Here is a 25910-nt window from a genome sequence, read left to right as displayed (position 1 = left end):
GCCATCTTGGCCTCCTGGCTTTAATGGCGGTGTATTTTACAGAAAATCGTATTTCTTGGGTTTACGTACAGAGCCTAATACACTTCCTATCACTGATCGCAGGTTTCATCCTGTGCTACCCGGTATTGGCCCATGCCACCGGCCGTGACAACTATTCATTGCTAAGCCGCTCGGGCATCTATTATCAGGAAGCGCCTCTCGATAAGCATCAACGTACCTGGTTGCAGGAAAAGCGCATATTACGGGTGGGTATTTCGTCTCCGGACTACCCGCCTTTTGACATGACCACCAGTGGTCAGGACTACGAAGGGTTTACCGCCGATTACACGGGGCTTTTGTCTCAGGCTCTCAACGTGTCCATCCGGGTTCAACGCTTTACTTCACGAGACCAGGCGATTCAGGCACTCGTGGAAGGCACCATCGATATGCTCGGTACCTCCAATGGCTATGAAGCAGCGAACCCCGACCTGGTCCTGTCCATTCCCTACGCGGTTGACCAGCCTGTACTGGTAAGCCGCGAAGGGGAAAATCGCTCGCTGACCCAAGGTCTGCAAGGCCTGCGCCTGAGCATGGTGTACCACTATTTGCCACTGGAGGATGTCAAAAAGCTGTATCCCAAGGCAATTATCCAGTCCTACCCGTCCTATCAGAATGCAATAAATGCGGTAGCCTTCGATCAGGCCGATGTCTTTCTTGGCGATACAATTTCAACGCACTACATGATCAACAAGGGCTATTTGAAAAACATCAAAATGGCCAATTTCAGCAAGCATGAAGCGTATGGTTTCAGCTTCGCCGTGCACCGCGACAACCCCATGCTGCTCAACATTCTCAATACCACCCTGGCGGCCATCCCCAACAGCGAACGTGAAAGCATCGCCAAGCGTTGGAGCGCAGGTAGCGATATCCTGCTCTCCGACCAAAAACTTCAACTGACCGAGCGGGAAGAGCGCTGGCTGGCCAAACACCCCACGGTCAAGGTCGTGGTCAACGAAACCCTGGCCCCACTCAGCTTTTTCGATGCCGAAGGTAATTTTCGGGGCATTACCGCAGACCTGCTTGAAATGATTCGACTGCGTACCGGATTACGTTTCGAGATCCAGCGAACCCGCAGTCTGGGCAACATGATCGACATGATCCAGCGTCACGAAACCGACATCATTTCAGCGATCAGCCCTTCGTTGTCCCGGGAGAGCCAGCTCCACTTCAGCCGCCCCTACCTCGAAAACTCTTTTGTTCTACTGACTGAAAAAGGCCATGACCACCCCTCAAATCTTGAACAATTAGCCGGTAAGCGTCTTGCACTGACGTTGGGCAATCCACTGACCCATTACCTGAAAAAAGAATTCCCCGACATTACCCTGGTTGAAACCGACGACATTTATCAGGCCACACAGCTATTGGCAAAAGGAAAAGTCGAGGGGGCGGTCAATACGTTGGTCATTGCCAACTACCTGCTGGCTTCCCAGCTTTTTCAGGACCGTTTACAAATCAGCGCCACGATCGGAACCCAACCCGCCACTTTCGCGTTGGCGACCGCCCGTGATGCCAGCGAATTGAGCACCATCCTCGATAAAGCCCTGCTCAGCATTGCTCCCGATGAACTGGGGATTATCAACAGTCGCTGGCGGGGCTATGTCCCAGCTTCTGACAGCTACTGGCGCAATTATCATCGCCTGATTTACCAAGTCATCATCGGTACCACGCTGCTGCTGCTACTGTCGCTGCTCTGGAATGCCTACATGCGCCGTCAGATCCAGCATCGCAAACGGGCGGAGCGCGCGCTAAACGACCAATTCGAGTTCATGCGCGCACTGGTCAATGAGACCCCCCATCCCATTTACGTACGTGACCGTGAAGGCGTACTGAAAACCTGCAACGACAGTTACCTGAAAGCCTTTGCAGCCAAACGCGAGGATGTAATCGGCAAGACAGTCATCAAGTCCCGGCGTGCCATTAGCAATGAACACGAAGCACACGACTTCCAGGCGGACTACCTGCGCGTCATACGCGAAGGCACTCCATTGATCATGGACCGTCAACTGCACTTGGGCGATCAGGCCATCACGATCTATCACTGGATTCTCCCTTACCGGGATTCTCTGGGCGAAGTTCAAGGCATTATCGGGGGCTGGATTGACATCAGTGATCGTCGTCAACTGATGGACGAACTGCGTGCTGCCAAAGAGCGTGCAGATGAGGCCAACCGTGCCAAAAGCACCTTTCTGGCAACCATGAGCCATGAAATCCGTACGCCGATGAACGCTGTCATCGGCCTGTTGGAACTGACGTTAAAACGCGCCGACAAGGGGCAATTGGACCGGCCTTCCATCGAAGTGGCATATAACTCGGCCAAAGACCTGCTGGAGTTGATCGGCGACATCCTTGATATCGCCCGCATCGAATCCGGCCGACTGAATTTGTCTGCAGAACGTGTCAACCTGCGTGAACTGGCCAACGCAGTCATTCGGGTGTTTGACGGTCTGGCACGCCAAAAGAAACTGACCCTGGCCCTTAAGTTCACTCCTGAGCATGAAGCCCCGGATGTACTGATCGACCCGCTGCGTTTCAAACAAATCCTGACCAACCTGATCAGCAATGCCATCAAATTCACTGAACGGGGGCAGGTCACGCTGCAAATGGATGTGCGCCCCACCGAGGTCCCGGACCAGGTGGAGCTTCAACTCAGCGTGCAGGACACCGGCATTGGTATAAATGAAGCCGATCAGGCCCGGCTATTCCGCCCCTTCTCACAAGTTGAAAACTCCGGGCAACTGGCGTTGGGCGGCGCAGGGTTGGGTTTGGTCATCTGCAGAAGCCTGTGCGAAATGATGGGCGGCACGCTGACACTTAGCAGTCAGCCCACTGTGGGGACGCAAGTGAATATCACCCTGAAACTTCCCTCCCTTACGCCCTGCCTGGAACAGGCGGAAAAAGAGCCGGAAGTCGCACAGAGCACCCGTCCGCTAAATGTACTGGTAGTCGATGATCACCCGGCCAATCGCCTGCTGATGTGTCAGCAACTGGGGTTTCTGGGGCATATGTTTACGACCGCGCAGCACGGCGCTGCAGGGTTAGAGCTCTGGAAACAGGGCGTATTTGATGTGGTTATTGCGGACTGCAATATGCCTGTGATGAACGGTTATGACTTGACTCGGGCCATTCGCCATCTCGAGCACGCCGAACAACGCACGCCTTGCGTGATTTTAGGATTTACCGCAAATGCGCAGCCCGAAGAACGCCTCAACTGCCAGGAGGCAGGCATGGACGACTGCATGTTCAAACCCATAAGCCTCACGTTGTTAAGTAAGCGCTTGAACGAACTCAAGCCCGCTTCGAGCGAAGTCGCCTTTAATATCGAAAGTCTTTATGCCCTTTCCGGTTCTGATCCGGTTCGCGTCAAACGCTTGCTTGAAGAGATCCTGCGCAGTAACCGCATCGACCTTGAAGAGCTTCAAAAACTGACGACAAAAGACGGACTGGCACCTTTTTCAGAGTTGGCACATCGCATTAAAGGCGCAGCCCGAATTGTCAGTGCACACCTCTTGATAGCGCAATGCGAGGCCCTTGAGAAGGCCGATCTCAGTACCGTGCATCACTGCTGCAAGCAGGTAATTGATGCCATGGCATCAATGGAGCAAACACTGCTGACTGAACTTGAGAAACTGAACCACTGATTACCCCCTTCCCGCTGTGAACACAAAAAAAGCGCAGGTTATTCGGCCCTACTATGCTTAAGGCGACCTGAAGCTTGTTCACAGCGGAGACTCCTTAATGCCCATGACTGCGCCGGCCAGCAAGCGTCAGTTTCCGCTGCATGTGCACATCAGTGTGATGTTTACGTTGCTGTTGATAGTGCTCGGTGTAGCGCTGGGTATTTTCAATTACTTGCAAACAACGCGAATTATTCTTAACAGCAGCCAACAGTTGTTCCACCAGATCGAACAGGATGTTCAGCAAGATTTACAGCACACCTATCAACCGATTCGTCATGCGCTGAGGCTGCTTTCGCTCAATGCCAATACAGGCATTGAGCGAGCCGAAGACCGGATGGCCTTATTGGAGCCATTTGTCCAGACGCTCAAGGACAATCCTGCCCTGGCGGCGCTGTATGTGGGGGATGCGCAGGGGAATTTTTTTCTGGTTCGTCCGCTGCGGACACAAGCGGCTAAAGACCGTTTGTCTGCCCCACAATCAGCTGCTTACGAAGCTTGGAGCATTCAACGCTCAGACCAGATTAAGCCGCTGTCCCGACACTTTTTCTATGATGAATCCTTGTCATTGGCGGGCCAGCGCGACAACCCCAATGAAACCTACGACCCACGCCAGCGCAGCTGGTTTATCCCCGCCCGGGGTATTAACAACGAAATAACGACCAGCCCCTATCTGTTTTTTTCCACCCGTGAGGTTGGCACCACCCTGTCCGGCCGCGGTTCTGCGAAAGTCGTTATGGGCGCCGATCTGACCCTGTCGCAATTGTCCGCCACGCTTGCCAGACACAAAGTCACGCCGCACACAGAAATAGCCTTGTTCGATCAGGACAACAATGCAATCGCTTACCCTGACTATTCAAAATTGGTCGCGGCTCCAGAATCCTCTCAGTTGCCGAAAGTGGAGCAACTCAGTCCGGCCTTGGGCGCATTGATCACTCGCTCTACCGAGAACACCGCTGAGCTGACGGCAGACCAGCGTCAGTGGATCGTGTCGAGGGCCGGACTTAGCGATGGCGCGCTCAACGGCCTGCACTTGGCCCTGATGGTCCCGAAGGATGAACTGCTCGCCGATGCATACCGGATGCGATGGCAGGGCGCCTTGGTCACACTGGGTATTGTGCTGCTATGCCTGCCCGTGGGTTGGCTGATTTCCCGGTTACTGGTTAAACCGCTGCGCAGGTTGGTGCAAGAGGCCGAAGCCATACGCCGTTTTGACTTTGATTACCCTGCGAGCCCTCATTCACCCGTGCTCGAGATTGACCAACTCGCGTCATCCATGCGTCGAATGAAAGAAACCCTGGCCAGCTTTTTTGAAATCACGGCCAGCTTGTCGGCCCACACCCGCTTTGAGCCGTTACTGCAATCGGTGGTGCTGGAGACCATGAAAATCGCTCAGGCTCAAGCCGGGCTGATTTACCTGACCGACAACGATGGCCCTGAGTTTGCCCTCAAAGACTTGATCATTGGTGATCAGGCCCAAGACTTAGGCATTGTGCAGCGTTCGCCTATACATGCGGATGCGCGCGACTATCCCCAGTGGCTGCGCACACTGCGCCAAGGCAGCGACAGCGTGGTGTGCACGCTCAACCTTGAGCAGTCAGGCGACCTGCGACCCGTCTTGCAAGCACTCGACACCCACAGCGCACACTTACTTGGCATTCGCCTGCACAACCGTCACGGCGAAACCGTCGGCATTCTGGTATTGCTGCTTAACAACAGTGGCTCCAATGAAGACCGGGAGCACCTGCGCGCCGACCGGATCGCCTTCATCCAGGCCGTGTCCGGCGCGGCGGCCGTGTCCATCGAAAGTCAGCGTTTACAGGAGCGGCAAAAGCAACTGCTGGATGCATTCATTCAATTGCTGGCAGGCGCCATCGACGCCAAAAGCCCCTATACCGGCAGCCACTGCCAACGCGTACCGGCCCTGACCCTGATGTTGGCTGAAGCCGCGTCTGCCAGCCAGGCACCTGAATTTGAGGACTACAGCCCCACCGACGAAGAATGGGAGGCGCTGCACATCGCGTCCTGGCTGCATGACTGCGGCAAAGTCACGACTCCCGAGTACGTTGTAGACAAAGCCACCAAACTTGAAACGCTGTACGACCGCATTCATGAGATACGCACCCGTTTTGAAGTACTCAAGCGCGATGCATGGGTCAGTTATTGGCAAGGCCGGGCGTTGGGCGGAAACGATCAGCAATTGACGCAGATCCTTGAAGCAGCCCTGACCGCCCTGGATGACGATTTTGCCTTCGTCGCACATTGCAACATGGGGGGCGAGGCCATGGCCGAGGCCGATCTGCAACGCCTGCAAACCATTGCCCTGCGCACCTGGACGCGCACGCTGGATGATCGTTTAGGGGTGTCATGGGAGGAAAACAAGCGTCAAGCAACGCGTGAGGAACACCCTTTGCCCGTCACCGAACGTTTGTTGGCCGACAAACCGGAACACCTGTTTGAGCGCAACGAATCGGAACGGATTGAACCTGACAATATCTGGGGTTTTCAACTGGACGTTCCTCCCTACAAATTCAATCGTGGCGAGCTGTACAACCTGAGTACAACCCGTGGCACGCTGACCCGCGAAGAGCGCTACATCATCAACAACCACATCGTGCAGACCATTCTCATGCTCAAGCACCTGCCTTTCCCGAGCTATTTGGGCAATATCGCTGAAATCGCGGGCGGCCATCACGAAAAAATGGACGGCACCGGTTATCCGAAACGGCTTAAGCGCGAAGAAATGAGTCTGGCAGCGAGGATGATGGCGATTGCCGATATCTTTGAGGCATTAACCGCTTCGGACCGCCCCTACAAAAAGGGCAAAACATTGAGCGAAGCGCTGAGCATCATGGCAGCCATGTGCCACGACGCTCATATCGACCCGCAACTGTTTGCGTTGTTTATGCACGAACAGATTTTTATGCAATACGCCCGGCGCTTTCTTGAGCCTGAGCAAATTGACGACGTGGATATCGATGCCCTGTTGCGCAAGGCCGGGCTTGCGGCTTAGCAGTCACTTAAACGCAAAAAGATCGCCGCCAGCGCTTCAATGCCGTGTTGATCCTGCTCGGTGAAACGGCCAATACGTGGACTGTCCAGGTCCAGCACGCCAATCAAGCGACCGTCCTTGACCAAAGGCACCACCAGCTCACTGTTCGACGCGCTGTCGCAGGCGATGTGGCCAGGGAACGCATGCACATCGTCAACCCGCTGAGTCTGACGGGTGGCAGCGGCTGCACCGCAGACGCCCCGTCCAAACGGGATGCGGACACAGGCGATCTGGCCCTGAAATGGCCCAAGCACCAGCTCTTCATTGCGATTGAGGTAAAAGCCGGCCCAGTTGAGGTCGTCCAGTTGATGAAACAAAAACGCCGAAAACTGCGAGGCGTTGGCAATAAAGTCACGTTCATCGGCCAGCAGAGATTCCAACTGCGCCTTTAACAAGGTGTAACCGTCCAGGCCTGCGCCTGTGGCGTTCAAATCAATCATTGGTTTGCTCCAGCAATTTCAATCCGACCCAGTAGCGCGCGAACTGATAGGCGCAACGACCATTACGGTTGCCGCGCCCGGTCGCCCAACGCACTGCCAAAATATCCAGCGCTTCATCACGTTGCCACTGCAGACCGGCTTTGGTCGCCAATACGCCGATCCAGTGCTCAACCACGCTCAAGAAATGTTCTTGTGTGAACGGATAAAACGACAGCCACAGACCAAAGCGGTCAGACAACGCAATTTTGTCCTCGACTGCCTCGCTGGGATGCAGTTCTCCGTCCACACGTTTCCAGTGTTCGTTATCGCTTTCGTTCTCCGGCACTAAATGCCGACGGTTGGAAGTGGCGTACAACAGGACGTTTTCTGGCGCCTGCTCCAGCGAGCCGTCCAGCACACTTTTCAGCACGCGGTAATCGCCCTCGCCCGCCTCAAACGACAAGTCATCACAAAACAGTACAAAGCGCTGTTCCAGCCCCTGTAGCGCTTCAACTACCCGCGGAAGATCCGCCAGATGATCGCGCTCGATTTCAATCAGGCGCAACCCTCGTGAGGCGTATTCGGCCAGCAGCGCGCGGATCAGCGAGGATTTGCCCGTACCACGCGAGCCCCACAGCAATGCGTGGTTCGCCGGTAAACCGTCAAGGAATTGTTTGGTATTGCGCCCCAACTGATCGCGCTGTTTATCAATGCCGATCAAGTCGCTCAGGCGCATTTCAAGGCTGACGTCCAGCGCCAGCAAATACCCTGCACGTCCTTCTCGCTGCCAGCGTGCGGCAAGGGCATGCTCCCAGTCCACAGGCTCACGAATCGCTGGCAACAAGGGCTCAATACGCGCAAGCACAGCGTCGGCACGCTCCAGAAAGGCATTCAGTTTAGAATCCACAACATCTCCTCAGACTGATACACAGATTGCGCATTGATGGAACGGCCTGGATATCCATTCCCGAAGTAACCGATACGAGCCAGCAGGATGATCCCGGCACCGCGTGTCGGCTAACCTGTTAATCTCTGGTCCGGCGAAAGGAATGGAAACAGGTGCAGCACCCTATGGATATAAAACTCACCCACCGCCTGTCTTTCAAACAGGCGCGGCTGACAGTGCTGGTCGGCTTTGTACTGGGGACGCTGCTCAGCCTGCTACAAATTGGCATCGATTATGCCAGCGAAAACGCTGCCATCAATCGTGAAATCCAATCCTTGCTTGAGATCAGCCATAACCCGGCCTCACGGATTGCCTACAACCTCGACTCTGAACTGGCGCAAGAGCTCGCGCTGGGGCTCCTGCGCTCACCCGCCATCATTGGCGCGCAGTTGATTGATAACGACAAATCGATGCTGGCCTCGGTGCACGATCAGCCCGAAGACGGCCGCTACCGCACGTTGAGTGACTTTTTGTTCGGCGCCAATCGCTCATTCGATGACCGGCTCTACTTCAATCATCTGCCCGAGCAAAGTGTGGGCGTGCTGCACCTAGAGGTGGACACTTACCCGTTTGGCAGTCGTTTCTTGCACCGTGCAGAAGTGACCCTGCTCACCGGCTTTGCCCGCAGCCTGATTTTGTCCGGGCTGCTGCTCGGGTTGTTTTACGTGATGCTGACCAAGCCTCTGGTACGGGTGATTCGCGACCTGAGTAACAGCAAACCCGGCGATCCCACACAATCGCGTATTGATTGCCCGCCCGGCCATGAGGACGACGAGATCGGGGTGCTGGTCAACGTGGCCAACCAGCAATTTGACGCCCTGGTGCGAGAAATCGAACACCGGCGCAGCGCCGAGAACCGCTTGACCGAGTACCTGGCGCAACTGGAACACATCGTGTCGGCCCGCACCCAGGAGCTCAAGGCGATCAACGCGCGCCTGACGCAGTCCAATGAAGAGCTCGAAACCGCTCGCAGCACGGCGCTGGAGATGGCCCAGGCGCGCTCGGCGTTTCTCGCCAACATGAGCCACGAAATACGCACCCCGCTCAATGGCCTGCTGGGCATGCTGGCCTTGAGCCTGGACAGCCCGTTGAATGCCGAGCAGCACCAGCAACTGTCAATCGCCCACGATTCAGGCAAAGTGCTGGTCGAACTGCTCAATGACATTCTCGACCTGTCGAAATTCGATGCCGGGCAATTGGAGCTCGAACACATTGCGTTTGACCTCGGTGCGCTGGTTGAAGACACCGCCAGCTTGCTGTCCCAGAACGCTGCTCCCAGCGTCGAACTGACTTGCCTGATTGACCCGCACTTCCCGGCACTGGTGATCGGCGACCCGACGCGGGTGCGGCAGATCGTCAGCAATTTGCTGTCCAACGCGTTGAAGTTCACCCGCTTTGGTCGTGTAGATGTACGCCTGCAGGCACAAAACGACCGAGTGCGCATCGAGGTCTGCGACACCGGCATTGGCATTGCCCAAGAAGCCCAGGCCAGAATTTTCAAACCCTTTACCCAGGCTGGCGCGGGTATTACCCGGCAATTCGGCGGCACCGGATTGGGCTTGGCATTGACCAACAGCCTGTGCGAGGTCATGCAAGGACGTCTGACCATCAGCTCAGAAGTCGGTTTTGGCAGCCAGTTCTGCGCCGACCTGCCGCTGCCCTGCCACACGCCGGCCATTTCGCCCACGCCATTGCAGGGCAAGGTCATTGCCGTCACCACTGCCAGCAGCGGCTTGTCTGAGCTGCTTGGCAACCTGTTACCGACCTGGGGCTTGAACTACCGGCGCTTTTCCATCGACGATTCACTGGCAGGCGTTGACCCTGACTTGTTGATCACCGATTGCCCGGAATGCCTGTTTGGTTTGCGCCCCGCTATCAGTGCGCCGATTTTGCTGGTCACGGCCTATGGCAACTTCATGCCCGGCGATCAGGTGAATGCCCTCGCGCCCTTGCAACAAAAGGCCCGTCCACTGTCGCGCAAAGCGCTCTATCAAAGCCTGCTGCACCTGCTGCAAAAAGACGATGACGAAGCCTTGCGCGTGCCTGTCAGCAGTCAGCCAACCGAACATCGCGCGCGAATCCTGCTGGTCGAAGATAACCCCGTCAACCAGTTGGTGGCCAAAGGCATGTTGAGCAAGTTGGGATGCGATGTGGTGGTCGCCGCACACGGTGGCGAAGCCCTGAATCAGCTGGAACAACACGACTTCGACCTGGTGCTGATGGATTGCAACATGCCGGTCATGGATGGTTACGAAGCCAGCCGGCAGATCCGCCAAAGTGAGCGCTGGCCGGACCTGCCGATTGTGGCCCTGACCGCCAATGCCATGCCCGAAGAGCGCGAGCGTTGCCGGGCAGCGGGCATGAACGACTACTTGGCCAAACCCTTCCGCCGCGAAGAGCTTGAGGCGCTGCTGGACACCTGGGTGCCCTTGAAGCCCTGAGAAGTTGGTCGGACGTGAAGCAGCGCTTAGCCCAGCAGCGCTTCTATGTCGGGTTTTAACGCGTTGGGTTTGGTCGGCGGGGCATAACGTTTGATGGTCTGACCGTCGGCGCTGATCAGGAACTTGGTGAAGTTCCACTTGATCGCTGTCGAGCCCAGCAACCCCGGTGCGCGCTTTTTAAGCGCCTTGAACAACGGGTGTGCCTGGGCACCATTGACCTCAATTTTTTTGAACAGCGGGAAACTCACCCCGAAATTGATCTCGCAAAACTGCGAAATGGCCGCCTCGTCCCCCGGCTCCTGTTGCCCGAACTGGTTGCAAGGAAACCCGAGAACCACCAGCCCGCGATCCTTGTACTGCTGCCACAGGGCCTCAAGGCCCTTGTATTGAGGCGTAAACCCGCAGTTGCTGGCGGTATTGACCACCAGCAGCGCTTTGCCGTTGAAGTCGGCCAAGGTTTTTGTTTCACCCGTCAGCGTAGTGCAAGGGATATTCAACACGTTATCGGTCATGACGGAGCCTCGAAAAGTGATGTTCAGTCGCGCGGTACGAGATCCAGACACACCGAGTTGATGCAGTAGCGCAGGCCTGTTGGCGGTGGGCCGTCGGGAAATACATGCCCCAAATGCGCGTCGCACGTGGCGCACACCACTTCGGTGCGAATCATCCCGTGGCTCACGTCACGGATCTCGACCATTGCGCTCTCGCCAATCGGCTCATAGAAACTCGGCCAGCCGCACCCCGAATCAAACTTGGCTTTAGCATCGAACAAAGGCGCATGGCAGCAGATGCAGTGATAAACACCCTCTGTTTTGGTGGCGTTGTACTTGCCTGAGAATGGCCGCTCGGTGCCTTTGAGACGGCATACGTTGTATTGCTCCGGATCGAGCATAGCCTTCCACTCGTCCAGCGTTTTTTCCAACTTCTGCATGGTTATCCCCCTGTCACTGAAAAACCCCCGACCAGTGGCTTTTCCAGGGGTCGGGTGGCACGTATGATTGCGCCTCGTTAAACGCCAGTCTGGCACCCGCGTTATCTGCATTCAAACGGATTGTTGAAGCAACGCGGATTGCCGCTGTGTGAAGACACAGAATTTCCCAGTCAGGCATCACCTCTGACTGGATCGTTCATTTTCGGGATCACATCGCCATGCAGGTCAGCAAATCAAACAAGCTCGCCAACGTCTGTTATGACATTCGCGGCCCAGTGCTCAAGCACGCCAAACGCCTGGAAGAGGAAGGCCATCGCATCCTCAAGCTGAATATCGGCAACCCGGCGCCATTTGGTTTTGAAGCCCCGGATGAAATCCTCCAGGACGTGATCCGCAACCTGCCCACCGCTCAGGGCTATAGCGATTCCAAAGGTTTGTTCAGCGCACGCAAGGCGGTGATGCAGTATTACCAGCAAAAACAGGTAGAAGGCGTCGGTATCGAAGACATCTACTTGGGCAACGGTGTGTCCGAGCTGATCGTGATGTCGCTGCAAGCGCTGCTCAACAACGGTGATGAGGTGCTGGTCCCGGCCCCTGACTACCCGCTGTGGACCGCTGCGGTAACACTGGCAGGCGGCCATCCTGTGCACTACCTGTGCGATGAACAGGCCAACTGGTTCCCGGACCTGGCCGATATCAAGGCCAAGATCACGCCGAACACAAAGGCCATGGTCATCATCAACCCGAACAACCCGACGGGCGCGGTATATTCCAGGGAAGTGTTGCAAGGCATGTTGGAAATCGCACGCCAGCACAACCTCGTCGTGTTCTCCGATGAGATCTACGACAAGATCCTGTACGACGATGCCGTGCACATTTGCACCGCATCGCTGGCCCCTGATGTGCTGTGCCTGACCTTCAACGGTTTGTCCAAATCCTATCGCGTAGCGGGTTTCCGTTCCGGCTGGATCGCCATCTCCGGCCCCAAACACAATGCCCAGAGCTATATCGAAGGCATCGACATGCTGGCCAACATGCGCCTGTGTGCCAACGTACCAAGTCAGCACGCGATCCAGACAGCACTGGGCGGTTATCAGAGCATCAACGATCTGGTCCTGCCAAATGGCCGCTTGCTCGAGCAACGCAACCGTACCTGGGAGCTGCTCAACGACATTCCAGGCGTCAGTTGCGTCAAGCCCATGGGAGCCTTGTACGCATTCCCGCGCATTGACCCAAAAGTCTGCCCGATCCTGAACGATGAGAAGTTCGTCCTGGACTTACTGCTTTCGGAAAAACTGCTGGTGGTGCAAGGCACGGCTTTTAACTGGCCGTGGCCCGATCATTTCCGCGTCGTCACGCTGCCACGGGTCGATGACCTGGAGCAGGCGATCGGAAAAATCGGTAATTTCCTGAAAACTTATCGTCAGTAATTTCCCAACATGCTGTGCGACACATCAAATGTCGTACAGCATGTTTTGTATGAAATATTCTTCATCCGCCACATCCACTCGACTGCTGTCCTCCTCCCCGTACCTCGCTAAAACCGCCATGCCTTGTATTTATTGACCCGAAACCGAATTTTCGCCTCTAAAAAAGTCAATCCGTACTAGGAAACGGCTTTCTTGCAACTAGAATCAGCCTGTAGGACACAGTTTGAAATAGTCACTTGGTTGAATAGCCTGTAACAGCACCTTATATACCCGCATGCGGCACTACCTTAAGACGAGGAGATTCTTACAACCATGATGCGCATTTTGCTGTTTTTGGCCACTAACCTGGCGGTCGTGCTGATTGCCAGCATCACCCTGAGCCTGTTTGGCTTCAACGGGTTCATGGCGGCCAACGGGGTTGATCTGAACCTCAGTCAGCTGTTGGTTTTCTGTGCAGTCTTTGGTTTCGCAGGATCTCTGTTCTCGCTGTTCATTTCCAAATGGATGGCGAAGATGAGCACCAGCACCCAAGTCATCACTCAACCCCGTACCCGCCATGAGCAATGGCTGATGCAAACCGTTGAGCAATTGTCCCGTGAAGCCGGGATAAAAATGCCGGAGGTGGGTATTTTTCCCGCTTATGAGGCCAACGCCTTTGCAACAGGCTGGAACAAGAACGATGCATTGGTTGCTGTCAGCCAAGGTTTGCTGGAGCGCTTTTCACCTGATGAAGTAAAAGCGGTTCTGGCTCACGAAATCGGGCACGTCGCCAACGGCGACATGGTGACCCTGGCGCTGGTGCAAGGGGTGGTGAACACCTTTGTGATGTTCTTCGCCCGCATCATCGGCAACTTTGTGGACAAGGTGATCTTTAAAAACGAAGAAGGCCGTGGCATTGCCTACTACGTGGCGACCATCTTCGCGGAACTGGTTTTGGGCTTCCTGGCCAGCGCCATCGTGATGTGGTTCTCGCGCAAACGTGAATTCCGTGCTGACGAAGCTGGCGCTCACCTTGCAGGTACGGCGGCCATGATCAGTGCCCTGCAACGCCTGCGTTCCGAACAAGGCCTGCCTGTGCATATGCCGGACAGCCTGGCGGCCTTTGGTATCAACGGCGGCATCAAACAAGGGCTGGCCCGTATGTTCATGAGCCACCCGCCGCTGGAAGAGCGTATCGATGCACTGCGTCGCCGCGGCTAACACCGGCGACGAACCCTAAAGGGCGACTTCGGTCGCCCTTTTTCATGTCAGTTTGATGCGCGTCAGGCCGTTTTCTCCAGCCGGTACACACGCTCAACCAACCGGGTCGCACCACCTTTCAAAAACTTCCAGCTTTTACCCAGAATGTCCGGTTGCTCAAGGGTCTCGATTGACCAATGCGCCGTCAACAGATGCTGAACTTCCGGGTCGGGCACTGAAAACGGCGGGCCTTTCATCTCGCTCTGATCGTAATCGAGGGTGATCAACAGGCCCCGGCAACCCACTGGCAAGAGGCTCGTCAAATGGCGCGTGTAGTCCTCTCTCATAGGCGGGGGCAAAGCGATGAGTGCGGCTCGGTCGTAAACACCTGAACAGTCCCCGACCTCCTCAGCACTCAACGCAAAAAAATCACCACACAGCAAAGTCACCGACCCTGCCTCGTAAACACTGAGGCCGCCCCGCTGGCTAACCCTGGGCTTGAGATTATGTTCGCTGAAAAAGGCCTGCACCGCTGCCTCAGACAGCTCAACGCCCAACACCTCATAACCCTGAGCCGCCAACCATGTTAAATCGAGGGTTTTGCCACAGAGCGGCACCAGCACGCGCGCACCGGGCTCAAGGCCGAGGTCTGGCCAATAACGCTCTAAATACGGATTCACGTGCTCCAGGTGAAAGCCAATCTGATTACGCTCCCAACGGTCGTGCCAAAAATCAGCCTGCATGATTCACCTTAAAATTCGATAGATAACCACTAAAACTTATATTGGATGTAGATCATTGATCAGGATGAAGATGACGCATCTTAACCTTGAGGGCCCTCTTCATGCTTCCCAGCCTGTTTATTTCTCATGGCTCGCCGATGCTGGCACTTGAACCCGGCGCCAGTGGGCCCGCCTTGACCCGCTTGGCAGCCGAGCTGCCGCGGCCGAAGGCCATCGTGGTCATGTCTGCACACTGGGAAAGCCCGGAACTGATTGTCAGCAGCGGCGCGGCTCCTGAAACCTGGCATGACTTTGGCGGATTCCCGCCCGCCTTGTTCGCCGTGCAATACCCGGCTCCAGGCGACCCGCAACTGGCAGCCAAGGTAGCGCAACGACTGGCTGACAAAGGGCTGCCCGCCCGGCTGGATCCCCTGCGGCCGTTTGATCACGGCACGTGGGTCCCCCTGTCATTGATGTACCCGCAAGCGGAGATACCCGTGGTACAGGTTTCGCTGCCCAGCCATTTGGGCCCAACCGCTCAAACTGCCATTGGCCGCGCCCTGGCCGATCTACGCGAAGAAGGCATCCTGTTGATCGGCTCCGGCAGCATCACCCACAACTTGCGCGAACTGGACTGGCACGCAGGCCCCGATCATATCGAGCCTTGGGCCAAGGCATTTCGGGACTGGATGATTGAAAAACTCGGGGCTGACGATGAGGCAGCGCTTCACGACTACCGGCGCAACGCCCCCTTTGCCGGGCGCAACCACCCGAGTGATGAACACTTGCTGCCTCTGTTTTTCGCTCGTGGGGCCGGAGGTGCATTTGATGTGGCTCACGAAGGCTGGACGTTGGGTGCGCTGGGCATGGATATTTACCGGTTCGGGTGAAGGCAGGCGATCGACCTGACGCCTGGTACAAATCCCGGCCAAAAAAAATCCCCGAACATGTCGGGGATTTTTTTATCGATCAATCACTGCAGCAGTGATTAATCTTCGCGGTAGCGACGCAGCTTGAGCTGTTTGCCGGCAACACGCGTGTCTTTGAGCTTGGCCAACAGTTTTTCCAGGCCATCTTCCGGCAGTTCTACCAGGCTGAAGCTGTCACGCACCTGGATGCGACCGATTGCTTCACGTGCCAGACCACCCTCGTTGAGGATAGCGCCCAGCAGGTTCTTGGCAGCGATGCCATCACGCGCACCCAGCGCGGTACGGCAACGGGCACGGCCTTCGGCCAATGGAACCGGAGCACGACGCTCACGATCACCACGCTCAGGACGATCACCCGAACGTTCACGCGGCGCGCTGTTAGGCACCAGTGGACGTTCGCGCTCGATGGCAGCCAGGGTCAGGGCTTGACCGTTGGTGGCTTTGCGCAACAGAGCGGCGGCCAGGGCACGCGGGCTGCAACCGATATCGGCAGTCAGGCGATCCAGCAGATCGCCGTGAGTCGATTCGGCATCAGCAACCAGCGGCGCCAGGCTGTTGGTCAGCTTCTTGATGCGGGCATCGAGAACGGCCTGAGCATCCGGCAGGCGAACTTCAGCAACCTTTTGACCGGTTACACGCTCGATCACTTGCAGCATACGACGCTCGCGCGGCGTTACCAGCAACAGCGCACGGCCTTCGCGACCGGCACGGCCAGTACGGCCGATACGGTGAACGTAGGACTCAGGGTCGTACGGCATATCAACGTTGAACACGTGGGTGATACGCGGAACGTCAAGACCACGTGCTGCCACGTCGGTCGCCACAACGATGTCCAGACGGCCATCCTTGAGGGAGTCGATAACGCGCTCACGCTGGTTCTGGGCGATGTCACCGTTCAGCGCAGCGGCTTTGTAGCCTTTGGCTTCCAGGGCACTGGCCAGATCCAGGGTCGCTTGCTTGGTACGCACGAACATGATCAGGGCGTCGAAGTCTTCAACTTCCAGCAGGCTCAATACAGCCGAGGTCTTCTGGTCAGCGTGAACCAACAGGTGAGCCTGTTCGATCGCGGTAACGGTCTGAGTCTTGGTCTGGATCTTCACGTGTTGCGGATCGCGCAGGTGGCGCTCGGCAATGGCACGGATCGACTGCGGCAGGGTTGCAGAGAACAAAACGGTCTGACGGGTCGATGGCAGAGACTTGAAGATCACTTCAAGGTCGTCCATGAAGCCCAGCTTCAACATTTCGTCAGCTTCGTCGAGAACCAGGTGGTTCACGGTTGCCAATACTTTTTCGTCACGGCGCAGGTGGTCGCACAGACGGCCCGGTGTGGCGACAACGATCTGCGCGCCATTCCGGATTGCTTTCAGCTGTGGGCCCATAGGCGCGCCGCCGTAAACGGCTACCACAGTTACGCCAGGCATTTGCTTGGAGTAGGTTTCGAAAGCGGTTGCTACTTGCAGCGCCAACTCACGGGTTGGCGCCAGGATCAGGGCTTGCGGCTCGCGCTTAGCAGGATCGATGCGATGCAGGATCGGCAGGGCGAACGCGGCGGTTTTACCCGTACCGGTTTGCGCCTGACCAATCATGTCGTGACCGGCCATGATGATCGGGATCGATTGCTGCTGAATAGCCGAAGGTTCTTCGTAGCCAGTCGCTGCGACGGCTGCAAGAATGTTCGGATTAAGATTAAAAGCGGCGAAGCCGCCGGTTTCCTGGGTCATGGGTCTGCCTCTAAGTGCATCCGCAAAGACCCATGCTCCAAAGCTGCGCATGCCGTGTAAGACTCAAGAGTCGCCCTGGCTGCTTTGTCGGCGGGGATTTGCGAAAACGTTTAAATGAATGGAGCGTTCAGGGTTGTCCGCGAAACGGACGAGCAGCCGAAGCGTGCTTCGGGAAATGCGACACCTAAACGTGGCCCGGCTAAAGGCCGGCGCGCACTATACCGGATTTATCAAAAAAAAGAAGTGTTTTTTTAAGGAAAAAAGCGCTGTATGCCTCTATAGACCGGGCTTTGAGGATATTTTGAACCGCGAAAAAACGTAAAACCCTTGGCCACTCGGGGCCAAAGGCTAAAACGTTTCATCTTTGCGCTGTTACGTGGCAGGCCGGATGGCCTTGATCAGGGGCTCCAGCGAATACCCCAGCGACGACGCCAGCGCCTGAGCACGCCCTGACACGGCGCCCGGGTCCAGTGTCTGCTCCAGGTCCGCCGGCACCATGAGGATCACGTTGCCCTCCTTCACCGGCAACTCCCAGTAATGGCGATGGTACAGCCCCCGCAACAGGGCCGCCCCCAAGGGCTTGCCATCATCGGTGGCCCACTGGTTAATGATCAGCCACCCGCCCGGATTGAGTTTCTTCTGACAGTTTTCGAGAAACCCCCAGGCCAAATGCCCTGACGCAGGCCCAAGGTCGTTATAGAGGTCAACAAAAATCAGGTCCGCCGACTCGGCACTTTCGAGCAGTTCCAGTGCGTCCCCGATACGGATATACAGCCGGGGGTCATCGTCCAGCCCCAGGTACTCGATGGCCAGACGAGGTACGTCGGGTCGCAATTCAATGGCTTCGACATCTTCGAGGGGCAAGAACTTGAGGCATGCCTGAGTCAGGGTACCTGCGCCCAATCCTAAAAACAGCGCGCTCTCGGGGGCTTCATGGCACAGCGCGCCAATCAGCATGGCGCGGGTGTAGTCATACTCCAGCCAACTGGGATCAGCCGTGAAGACGCAACTTTGCTCGATCGCATTGCCAAATTCGAGGAAGCGGTAATCCTCCACTTCAAGCACCCGAATCATGCCGAAGTCATCATGAACTTCGGCGAGCAGACGCTCAACGCGCTCCTCAGACATTTCCTCTCCTTGCTGCGACCCGGCACAACCCGGGCATCGCACTAAAAAACCACCACTCGGCGCCGAGCAGAAAGGCGCGATTGTCGGCCATAGCAGCGCGACAGGTCACGCACTAATTTGCTGCTACCATGGCCCACCTCACTTCCACATTAGAGTCTGCGATGAGCCAATCCTGGAGCCCCGACAGTTGGCGAGCCCTGCCAATCCAGCAACAACCCATCTACCCTGACCCCGCGCACTTGCTGCGGGTCGAGCAGAGCCTGGCCAGTTATCCGCCGCTGGTCTTTGCAGGCGAGGCACGCGAGTTGCGCCGTCAATTTGCAGAAGTTACACAGGGTCGGGCTTTTCTGCTTCAAGGTGGCGATTGCGCTGAAAGTTTTGCCGAGTTTTCCGCCGCCAAGATTCGCGACACATTCAAAGTGTTACTGCAAATGGCCATCGTCATGACCTTCGCGGCCGGTTGCCCGGTCGTTAAAGTCGGTCGCATGGCCGGCCAGTTCGCCAAACCGCGCTCGGCCAATGATGAAACCCTCAATGGGGTAACGCTCCCGGCCTATCGCGGCGACATCGTGAATGGCATCGGTTTTGATGAAAAAAGCCGCGTTCCGGACCCCGAGCGGCTGGTGCAGGCTTACAACCAGTCCACTGCCACACTGAACCTGCTGCGCGCCTTTGCACAGGGCGGTTTTGCCGACCTGCATCAGGTACACAAATGGAATCTGGACTTCATCGCCAATTCGGCCCTGGCTGAAAAGTACAGCCAACTGGCCACCCGCATTGATGAAACCCTGGCCTTCATGCGCGCCTGCGGCATGGACAGCTCGCCGCAATTGCGCGAAACCAGTTTCTTCACCGCCCACGAGGCGCTGCTGCTCAATTACGAAGAAGCCTTCGTGCGTCGCGACAGCCTGACCAACGATTACTACGATTGTTCGGCTCACATGCTGTGGATCGGTGATCGTACGCGCCAGCTGGACGGCGCTCATGTCGAGTTTTTGCGCGGGGTCCATAACCCGATAGGGGTCAAGGTCGGCCCGAGCATGAATACCGATGACTTGTTGCGGCTGATCGACACCCTCAACCCGAATAACGACCCTGGCCGTCTCAACTTGATCGCGCGCATGGGGGCCGACAAGGTGGGCGATCACTTGCCGCCGTTGATTCGTGCGGTCGAAGGTGCCGGCAAGCAGGTACTCTGGAGCTGCGACCCGATGCATGGCAATACCATCAAGGCCAGCAGCGGTTACAAGACCCGCGACTTTGAACAGATCCTTCGCGAAGTGAAGCACTTCTTCCAGGTGCACCAGGCCGAGGGCAGCTACGCCGGCGGGATTCACATCGAAATGACAGGTCAAAACGTCACCGAGTGCATTGGTGGCGCACGCCCGATCACCGAAGACGGGTTGTCGGACCGCTATCACACCCATTGCGACCCGCGGATGAATGCCGATCAGTCACTGGAGCTGGCGTTTTTGATTGCCGAAACACTCAAGCAAGTCAAACGCTGAAAAAGCGTGCCTGCCACAACGGCCTCGCCCTTCAGCAACGGCACAAGGGTGCATGAAGACCCGTTTATTTGTTAAACGGGTCTTCCCAGAAGTGCCGATTGCTTTCGATTTCAACATCGGCCCGGCTAAGCCCAAGATCCTTGAGCGTCGCGTCACTGATCTTGCGCAAACACGCCCGCTCGCGGGCTAGCTGATGCCACCGAATGATGCGTGCCCACGCTGTTGCAGCCATCTGACCTTTCATCGCTTGAGTCCTCCTTGGGATGGCTCAAGTGTCTGACTGCGCATAAGATCAATCCAACGAATGTTTCTTATGCGAATCATCTCAGAGATTGATGCATGGCTGATTTCCCCAGTATCGACACCGATTTACTGCGCACCTTCGTGGCCATTGCCGATCATGGCGGCTTTACGCGGGCCGCCGACGTGGTCAACCGCACTCAGTCTGCGGTAAGCATGCAAATGAAGCGGCTGGAAGAGGATGTGCTGCAATGTGCGTTGTTTCAGCGCGACGGGCGTACGGTGTCGCTCACCACTGAAGGCCACGTGCTCCTTGGCTATGCGCGGCGCATTCTGAAACTGCACGGTGAGGTCTTTAATACCCTGCGCCAACCACACATGGTGGGCATGATCAAGATCGGCTCACCGGACGATTATGTGATGCGATTTTTGCCCGGGATACTGTCGCGATTCGCTCAGGACTACCCGCTGATCAATGTTGAAGTGCACTGCGAGCCGTCCGCCTTGCTGCTGCAACGCAACGATTTGGACCTGACCATCGTCACCCGCAAGCCTGGATCCGAGAGGGGGCAAATCCTGCGTCAGGAGCGTTTTGTGTGGATGGTGGCGGCGGGTTTCACACCCCATGAACAAACGCCGTTGCCGCTGGCCATGTTCAACACCGAGTGCTTTTGCCGGATTTGGGCCTGCAACGCACTGGATGCAATGCAGCGCGACTACCGGGTCGCTTACACCAGCGCCAGCCTGGCCGCCATCAATGCCGTGGTGAGCACTGGCCTGGCAGTCACCGCACAGCTCGAAAGCCTGTTGACACCCGACTTGCGCATCGTCGGAGAAGCCGAAAATCTGCCGCTGCTGCCAACGGCAAGCATTGTGCTGTTACGCAAACCCAGCGCCCCACCCTCACCGATCATTGAATGTTTTGCTCAATACATCGTCGATGGCTTCAAGCCTTGATGGCCAGCAGCCCCGCACATATCAGCAAAAAACCGCAATACAAACCGCGCAGTACCCGTTCAGGCAAGGCGTGCGCAACCTTGACCCCCCAACTGATACTCAGCAACCCCCCAATGGCCATGGGAATGCCCATCAGCCAGTTCACCTCTTGATGAGCGGCGTAGGTCAGCAGCGTGACACTGGTGCTTGGCGCAGCCAATGCCAGTGACAGCCCTTGCGCCATGATTTGCGAGGTGCCGAAAACGCTGGTCAACACCGGGGCTGCCACCACGGCACCGCCGACGCCGAATAACCCGCCGGTCGTACCCGCCACAGCCCCCAGCACACCAAACCACGGCCAACCATAGCGCGCGCCCTTAGGGTTGTGGCCCACGGTGCCGTACAACTTGATCAGGTTATAAAGCGTAATGGCCAGCAAAAACCCGACAAACCCCCAACGGATGACACGCTGATCCAGGCCCACTGCGAGCATCGCCCCCAGCCACGCAAAACAGAAACTCATGACCACCAGCGGCAATGCCTGACGCCAATCGATGCGATTGCGCTGGTTATAGCGATACAGCGCCACCAAGACATTGGGCACTGACATGACCAAGGCCGTGCCCTGCGCCATCTGTTGATCCAGACCAAACCACAGGCCCAGCACAGGAATGGCAATCAAGCCACCGCCGATGCCGAACAATCCACCCATCGCCCCCAGCGCAACACCCAAAGCGCTGTACATCACAAAATCCATCAACATCGCCAGCCCTCACGTCGAGCGGCCATGCTACCCAGTCCAGGACCTCTGGCAAAGCTCAAAGCCGGGCCTTGCACACGATTTCATGAAGCAAAAAAAACCCGACCTTATGGTCGGGTTTTTTGTCGTGCGGTGAACGCAAGGATTAAACCTTGGCGCGGCCCTTGTAGGAACCACCGTCACGGGTATCGATCTCGATCCAGTCGCCGATTTCAACGAAATCTGCAACGCTCAGCTCGGTACCGTTTTTCAGTTTGGCAGGCTTCATCACTTTGCCCGAGGTATCGCCGCGAGCGGAACCTTCGGTGTAGTCAACCTGACGCACGATAGTGGTCGGCAGCTCAACGGAAACCAGACGGTCTTCGAAGAAAATAGCTTCGCAAACGTCAGTCATGCCTTCTTCGACGAAAGGCAGAACGGCTTCGATGTCTTCAGCGTTCAGCTCGTACATGGTGTAGTCAGTGGTGTCCATGAACGTGTAGGTGTCGCCGGAGATGAAGGACAGGGTCGCTTCTTTACGGTCCAGGATCACGTCGTCCAGCTTGTCGTCAGCGCTGTAAACGATTTCAGTCTTGTAGCCAGTCAGCAGGTTCTTCAGCTTGGTCTTCATGATCGCGCTGTTACGGCCCGACTTGGTGAATTCAGCTTTCTGAACCAACCAAGGGTCGTTTTCGAGCTTGATGACTGTGCCGGGTTTAAGCTCTTTACCAGTTTTCATTGCGAGTATCCGAATTTGGATTGAGATTTACAAAAATCTAGGCCGCGTATCATATCCAATTTCTATAAAACAGTACCAGCGCTTGCGCAAGATCGGCCTGGTTTGCCTGTTGTAGACACCAGCGCTCAGCGTGGGCGGAGAGTTCTACCCAGTGTTCCTGTACATCGTTCCAACTTTTGGTCATGTCTGCGCCCGCATTCCAGGCCAGCCACAAGTCGGTAAATCCCTGCGCGGCAGCCGGTGACAGGCCTTTGACGTATAACGCCAGGAAGGCTTTGAGCTTGACCCAATGGGCATTTTCTTCCTGTTCATAGATATGCCAAAGCAACGGGCGACCTGCCCACTGCGCCCGCACAAACGAGTCCTCACCCCGAACGGCATTGAAGTCACAACTCCACAAGAGGCGGTCGTAGTCTTCCTGCCGGACAAACGGCAAAGCCTGAACAGTCAAACGACCGCGCTGTTCAACGGTCGTGAGCGGTAATGCCTGAACGTCAAGCCAGCGCAATACGTCCGCCATGATTCGCCCTTGCGGAACCAGCAAGTGCGTCGGGTGATCGCCCCTTGACAGGGCTGTCAGCCAACTGGCCAACGCGGTATTTTCGTAAGCAAATAACGTAATCAGGCGCACACCCGGGACGGGGTTGACCCCGAGCGCTTGCAGGAACGCGTGTCGCACCCGCGGATCACGCTCAAAGGCCAGACGCCGAGCCAGTAAGTCGCCTTCGCGCAACAAGCCTCCCGTACCCGTTTCAAAGCCAGGGAAAAAGAACATCCGTTTGAGGCCATCGGGCCGCAGTGAAGGCAAGCCGTGGCACCCCACCACCCAGTCTTCAGCGCTCAGGTATTCAAGATTAATCCACAACGCGGGGCTGACTCGCTCTTTCATGTCGCGCAGATAAGGCTCTGGCAATTTGCAGCCGAACGCCTCGACGACCACATCAGCCACTGCCACCGCAGCCCACTCCTGTGGCCACTGGCGAACATCCACACCCTGCTGCCATTGCTGCCGGGCCGTGGCATCCGCCTCAGGACATAGCGGCACGAACGCCTGCAAATCGTCGACCCATAAGCGCACCGCCATATCATGTTCAGCGGCCAGTTGACGGGCCAGACGCCACGTAACGCCAATGTCGCCGTAGTTATCGACCACACTGCAAAAAATATCCCAGGAGACTTTCATTCCGGGCTCCAACATTCAAAGGACCGATTGTCCGCATAAAACAGCAGGGACAGAAGCGTTATGACGGATTAATCTGCGGAACAGTCGTGCGACAATCGCGGCTCACTCACATCTCGCGCCCGCCCGGAGGCTGCCATGCCCGCTCGTCCGATTGCTCGCCGTCGATTGTCAGTAACCCTCAGCCCGCTTTCACTGATCGGCTGTATTGCCCTTGGGCTTTGGCTCGGGTTTGTAGCGATAGCCTTGACGGGCTGGTTGATCTATCGCGCAGCCGGACCCGCCTCGTTGGCGCCGGTGGCAGCCATCCTTGGCCAGACAACAGCAACGCCCCCGGTGACGGAACTTCCCGCCCCAAGCAATGTGATGTTCGAGCAATATCAGCAAAACCTTTATCAACACGCACAACAGCAACGTCTGGAGCAGGCGCGGGACAGCAACCGCAACGTGTCGAATCCCACCTGCCAGTTTTGGCTACAGCAAGATCAGAACGCACCTACCGACAAAAGCCGCGCCAATGTGCTGCGATTTTGCAATTAACTGAAGATCCGATCGTCCGCCCCTATGAACAAAACCGATGTACACCGCCTGTTACTTGAGAAGCTCGATATTGATCTCGACGTGCTGCAACGTGCGGCTCAGACCGCCTACGAAGCTGCCACCCACGAAGAAAATGTGGCCGAGAACAAGTACGACACCCTCGGGCTTGAAGCCTCTTATCTGGCCACGGGTCAGGCACGTCGGGTTGAGGAAATTCGTCAGGCGCTTAAACGTTGCCAGGCCATGTCGCTGGAGCCCCTGGATCCCGCGCGCGGCATTCAGGTCGGCGCGCTGGTGTGCCTAGAAACAGCAAATGGCAACCCGCAATACCTGTTGCTGGCCCCCGATGCCGCAGGTCTGACACTTAAAGCAAACGGGCAAAACATCACCGTCATCACACCTCGCTCGCCGCTGGGCGCGGCGCTGCTGGGCAAACAGGTCGACGATGAAGTGCAAATCAAGGTAGGCGCTGCGGTACAAACGTTCAGCGTGTGCGCCGCTTTCTAGACAGCCTTGTTAGGCGCGTTATTTCGCGGCAGCCATCAGACGGTTCACTTCACTGCGCACCATGTTGGCGTACTCGGGCGGGGACATGCCGTCCAGCTCGGAACGGACCCACTCAGCCCATTTGCCCTTGCGCTTGGCGCGCTCACCGAACAGGCGCGCCGCATCCCCTTTGGCCTTGCCCAGATTGCTCTGCCAAAGGTCAAACAGACGTGACTTTTCATCTTCAAGCGCAGCACGCTCAGCAAGGGGCTTATTGGCGAGATTGAAGCTCATGAAATGTTCCTGCGGCGTAAATTGGTGTACATCTTACACCTTCAAAAGAAGTGTCTCAGCCAGGTTTTTAACTACGCTGTCAGCTCAATACCGCGTATCCCGCAAAACAGATGCAACTTTTCAGGACGGGATTGACTCCATTACTCATACGCTTTTCACCTGCAAGGAGTACCGCAATGGCTCGAAAAAACGCCGTACAAGCCGCTGAAGACCAGATCAAGGATCAAGCTTTCAGCGAGCTGCAAGAATTGATCGCCGAATCCGAAAAACTGCTAAAAGACAGCGCATCGCTGGTGGGCGAAGAAGGCGAGACCCTGCGTGCGCAGGTTGGCCTGAAGCTTAAACAGGCAATGGACTCGGTCAACAACGTGCGCGAGCGCACCAAGCCGGTGGTCGATGCCACCGAGAACTATATTGGCGGCCATCCATGGCAGACCGTGGCGATTTCCGCCGGTTTCGGCCTGGTAGTTGGCCTGCTGCTGGGCCGTCGCAACTAAGACAGCCAGGGCGCTTCGGCCTCCTCAGAAAACGCAGTCTGTACAAAGCCCTCCGACCTCACGGCGAAGGGCTTTGTTGTTTGCGGCTCGAAAATTTTGACATATTCAGTGACATAGAAGGCTAGCAGTCCTGATACTTC

General features: G+C 56.6%; 23 protein-coding genes. 11 read left to right on the top strand and 12 right to left on the bottom strand.

Annotated features, from left to right (window positions below):
- The first annotated feature begins 23 nt into the window (after window positions 1-23).
- Window positions 24-3677, top strand: coding sequence for a transporter substrate-binding domain-containing protein (locus CJF39_RS19390; protein ID WP_094994893.1), 3654 nt, complete (start codon window positions 24-26; stop codon window positions 3675-3677).
- A 97-nt stretch (window positions 3678-3774) separates the two neighbouring features.
- Entirely contained in the window at window positions 3775-6726 is a 2952-nt protein-coding gene (locus CJF39_RS19385; RefSeq protein WP_170942705.1) for an HD domain-containing phosphohydrolase, read from the top strand.
- On the opposite strand, the gene CJF39_RS19380 is transcribed toward CJF39_RS19385, so the two are convergent.
- Window positions 6723-7205, bottom strand: a complete 483-nt coding sequence (locus tag CJF39_RS19380) for a GAF domain-containing protein (protein ID WP_094994892.1) — start codon at window positions 7203-7205, stop codon at window positions 6723-6725. The two genes, CJF39_RS19385 and CJF39_RS19380, sit on opposite strands and share 4 nt — an antisense overlap.
- Window positions 7198-8091: an ATP-binding protein gene (locus CJF39_RS19375; RefSeq protein ID WP_094994891.1), complete on the bottom strand. Its 894-nt coding sequence runs from the start codon at window positions 8089-8091 to the stop codon at window positions 7198-7200. Before CJF39_RS19375 ends, CJF39_RS19380 begins: the two co-directional genes overlap by 8 nt.
- Window positions 8092-8255: 164 nt before the next feature.
- On the opposite strand from CJF39_RS19375, the gene CJF39_RS19370 reads away from it, so the two are divergent.
- On the top strand, window positions 8256-10571 hold the full coding sequence (locus tag CJF39_RS19370) for a response regulator (protein WP_094994890.1): 2316 nt from the start codon (window positions 8256-8258) through the stop codon (window positions 10569-10571).
- Window positions 10572-10597: 26 nt separating this feature from the next.
- Here the strand turns inward: CJF39_RS19370 and CJF39_RS19365 are convergent, their stop codons facing one another.
- Together CJF39_RS19365 and msrB are read right to left on the bottom strand one after the other, a co-directional pair.
- Window positions 10598-11083 (bottom strand): glutathione peroxidase, encoded by a 486-nt coding sequence (locus CJF39_RS19365; protein WP_094994889.1) that lies wholly within the window; start codon window positions 11081-11083, stop codon window positions 10598-10600.
- 23 nt (window positions 11084-11106) lie between these two features.
- Window positions 11107-11502: a peptide-methionine (R)-S-oxide reductase MsrB gene (gene msrB / locus CJF39_RS19360; RefSeq protein ID WP_094994888.1), complete on the bottom strand. Its 396-nt coding sequence runs from the start codon at window positions 11500-11502 to the stop codon at window positions 11107-11109.
- 218 nt (window positions 11503-11720) lie between these two features.
- Here msrB and CJF39_RS19355 point away from each other — a divergent pair, with 218 nt between their 5' ends.
- Window positions 11721-12932, top strand: a complete 1212-nt coding sequence (locus tag CJF39_RS19355) for a pyridoxal phosphate-dependent aminotransferase (RefSeq protein WP_094994887.1) — start codon at window positions 11721-11723, stop codon at window positions 12930-12932.
- A 312-nt stretch (window positions 12933-13244) separates the two neighbouring features.
- The gene (htpX, locus tag CJF39_RS19350) at window positions 13245-14132 is read left to right on the top strand and encodes a protease HtpX (protein ID WP_047273939.1); all 888 of its coding nucleotides are present in this window, start codon (window positions 13245-13247) and stop codon (window positions 14130-14132) included.
- Window positions 14133-14194: 62 nt separating this feature from the next.
- Here htpX and CJF39_RS19345 read toward each other — a convergent pair whose 3' ends face one another.
- Window positions 14195-14854 carry a thiopurine S-methyltransferase gene (locus CJF39_RS19345; RefSeq protein ID WP_094994886.1) on the bottom strand — a complete coding sequence of 220 codons (660 nt, stop codon included), beginning with the start codon at window positions 14852-14854 and terminating at the stop codon, window positions 14195-14197.
- Window positions 14855-14955: 101 nt separating this feature from the next.
- On the opposite strand from CJF39_RS19345, the gene CJF39_RS19340 reads away from it, so the two are divergent.
- On the top strand, window positions 14956-15723 hold the full coding sequence (locus CJF39_RS19340) for a DODA-type extradiol aromatic ring-opening family dioxygenase (RefSeq protein WP_094994885.1): 768 nt from the start codon (window positions 14956-14958) through the stop codon (window positions 15721-15723).
- Between the two features lie 98 nt (window positions 15724-15821).
- On the opposite strand, the gene CJF39_RS19335 is transcribed toward CJF39_RS19340, so the two are convergent.
- Both CJF39_RS19335 and CJF39_RS19325 read right to left on the bottom strand, forming a co-directional pair.
- A complete protein-coding gene (locus CJF39_RS19335) occupies window positions 15822-17483 on the bottom strand; it encodes a DEAD/DEAH box helicase (protein WP_094994884.1) in 1662 nt (553 codons plus the stop codon).
- Window positions 17484-17855: 372 nt separating this feature from the next.
- Window positions 17856-18611: a spermidine synthase gene (locus CJF39_RS19325; protein WP_094994883.1), complete on the bottom strand. Its 756-nt coding sequence runs from the start codon at window positions 18609-18611 to the stop codon at window positions 17856-17858.
- A 161-nt stretch (window positions 18612-18772) separates the two neighbouring features.
- On the opposite strand from CJF39_RS19325, the gene CJF39_RS19320 reads away from it, so the two are divergent.
- Window positions 18773-20119: a class II 3-deoxy-7-phosphoheptulonate synthase gene (locus tag CJF39_RS19320; protein ID WP_094994882.1), complete on the top strand. Its 1347-nt coding sequence runs from the start codon at window positions 18773-18775 to the stop codon at window positions 20117-20119.
- 64 nt (window positions 20120-20183) lie between these two features.
- On the opposite strand, the gene CJF39_RS19315 is transcribed toward CJF39_RS19320, so the two are convergent.
- Window positions 20184-20363: a DUF1127 domain-containing protein gene (locus tag CJF39_RS19315; protein WP_094994881.1), complete on the bottom strand. Its 180-nt coding sequence runs from the start codon at window positions 20361-20363 to the stop codon at window positions 20184-20186.
- Window positions 20364-20458: 95 nt separating this feature from the next.
- Between CJF39_RS19315 and CJF39_RS19310 the strand changes: the two genes are divergently transcribed.
- Window positions 20459-21316 carry a LysR substrate-binding domain-containing protein gene (locus tag CJF39_RS19310; protein ID WP_094994880.1) on the top strand — a complete coding sequence of 286 codons (858 nt, stop codon included), beginning with the start codon at window positions 20459-20461 and terminating at the stop codon, window positions 21314-21316.
- On the opposite strand, the gene CJF39_RS19305 is transcribed toward CJF39_RS19310, so the two are convergent.
- The 3 genes from CJF39_RS19305 to earP form a co-directional block, all read right to left on the bottom strand.
- The gene (locus tag CJF39_RS19305; RefSeq protein ID WP_094994879.1) at window positions 21306-22058 is read right to left on the bottom strand and encodes a sulfite exporter TauE/SafE family protein; all 753 of its coding nucleotides are present in this window, start codon (window positions 22056-22058) and stop codon (window positions 21306-21308) included. The two genes, CJF39_RS19310 and CJF39_RS19305, sit on opposite strands and share 11 nt — an antisense overlap.
- A gap of 142 nt (window positions 22059-22200) precedes the next feature.
- Window positions 22201-22773, bottom strand: coding sequence for an elongation factor P (locus CJF39_RS19300; protein ID WP_047273922.1), 573 nt, complete (start codon window positions 22771-22773; stop codon window positions 22201-22203).
- A 49-nt stretch (window positions 22774-22822) separates the two neighbouring features.
- The gene (gene earP, locus CJF39_RS19295; protein ID WP_094994878.1) at window positions 22823-23956 is read right to left on the bottom strand and encodes an elongation factor P maturation arginine rhamnosyltransferase EarP; all 1134 of its coding nucleotides are present in this window, start codon (window positions 23954-23956) and stop codon (window positions 22823-22825) included.
- A 135-nt stretch (window positions 23957-24091) separates the two neighbouring features.
- On the opposite strand from earP, the gene CJF39_RS19290 reads away from it, so the two are divergent.
- Both CJF39_RS19290 and CJF39_RS19285 read left to right on the top strand, forming a co-directional pair.
- Window positions 24092-24493 carry a hypothetical protein gene (locus CJF39_RS19290; RefSeq protein WP_094994877.1) on the top strand — a complete coding sequence of 134 codons (402 nt, stop codon included), beginning with the start codon at window positions 24092-24094 and terminating at the stop codon, window positions 24491-24493.
- 24 nt (window positions 24494-24517) lie between these two features.
- Complete coding sequence (locus CJF39_RS19285; RefSeq protein ID WP_094994876.1) at window positions 24518-25000, top strand: GreA/GreB family elongation factor; 483 nt, start codon at window positions 24518-24520, stop codon at window positions 24998-25000.
- Between the two features lie 18 nt (window positions 25001-25018).
- Here the strand turns inward: CJF39_RS19285 and CJF39_RS19280 are convergent, their stop codons facing one another.
- Complete coding sequence (locus tag CJF39_RS19280; RefSeq protein WP_047273914.1) at window positions 25019-25273, bottom strand: hypothetical protein; 255 nt, start codon at window positions 25271-25273, stop codon at window positions 25019-25021.
- Between the two features lie 176 nt (window positions 25274-25449).
- On the opposite strand from CJF39_RS19280, the gene CJF39_RS19275 reads away from it, so the two are divergent.
- Window positions 25450-25770 carry a DUF883 family protein gene (locus CJF39_RS19275; RefSeq protein WP_094994875.1) on the top strand — a complete coding sequence of 107 codons (321 nt, stop codon included), beginning with the start codon at window positions 25450-25452 and terminating at the stop codon, window positions 25768-25770.
- The last annotated feature ends 140 nt before the right edge of the window (window positions 25771-25910 follow it).

Source organism: Pseudomonas lundensis, assembly GCF_002269125.1.
GTDB classification, from domain to species: Bacteria; Pseudomonadota; Gammaproteobacteria; order Pseudomonadales; family Pseudomonadaceae; genus Aquipseudomonas; species Aquipseudomonas lundensis_A.
This window is presented reverse-complemented; position numbering and strand designations above follow the sequence as displayed.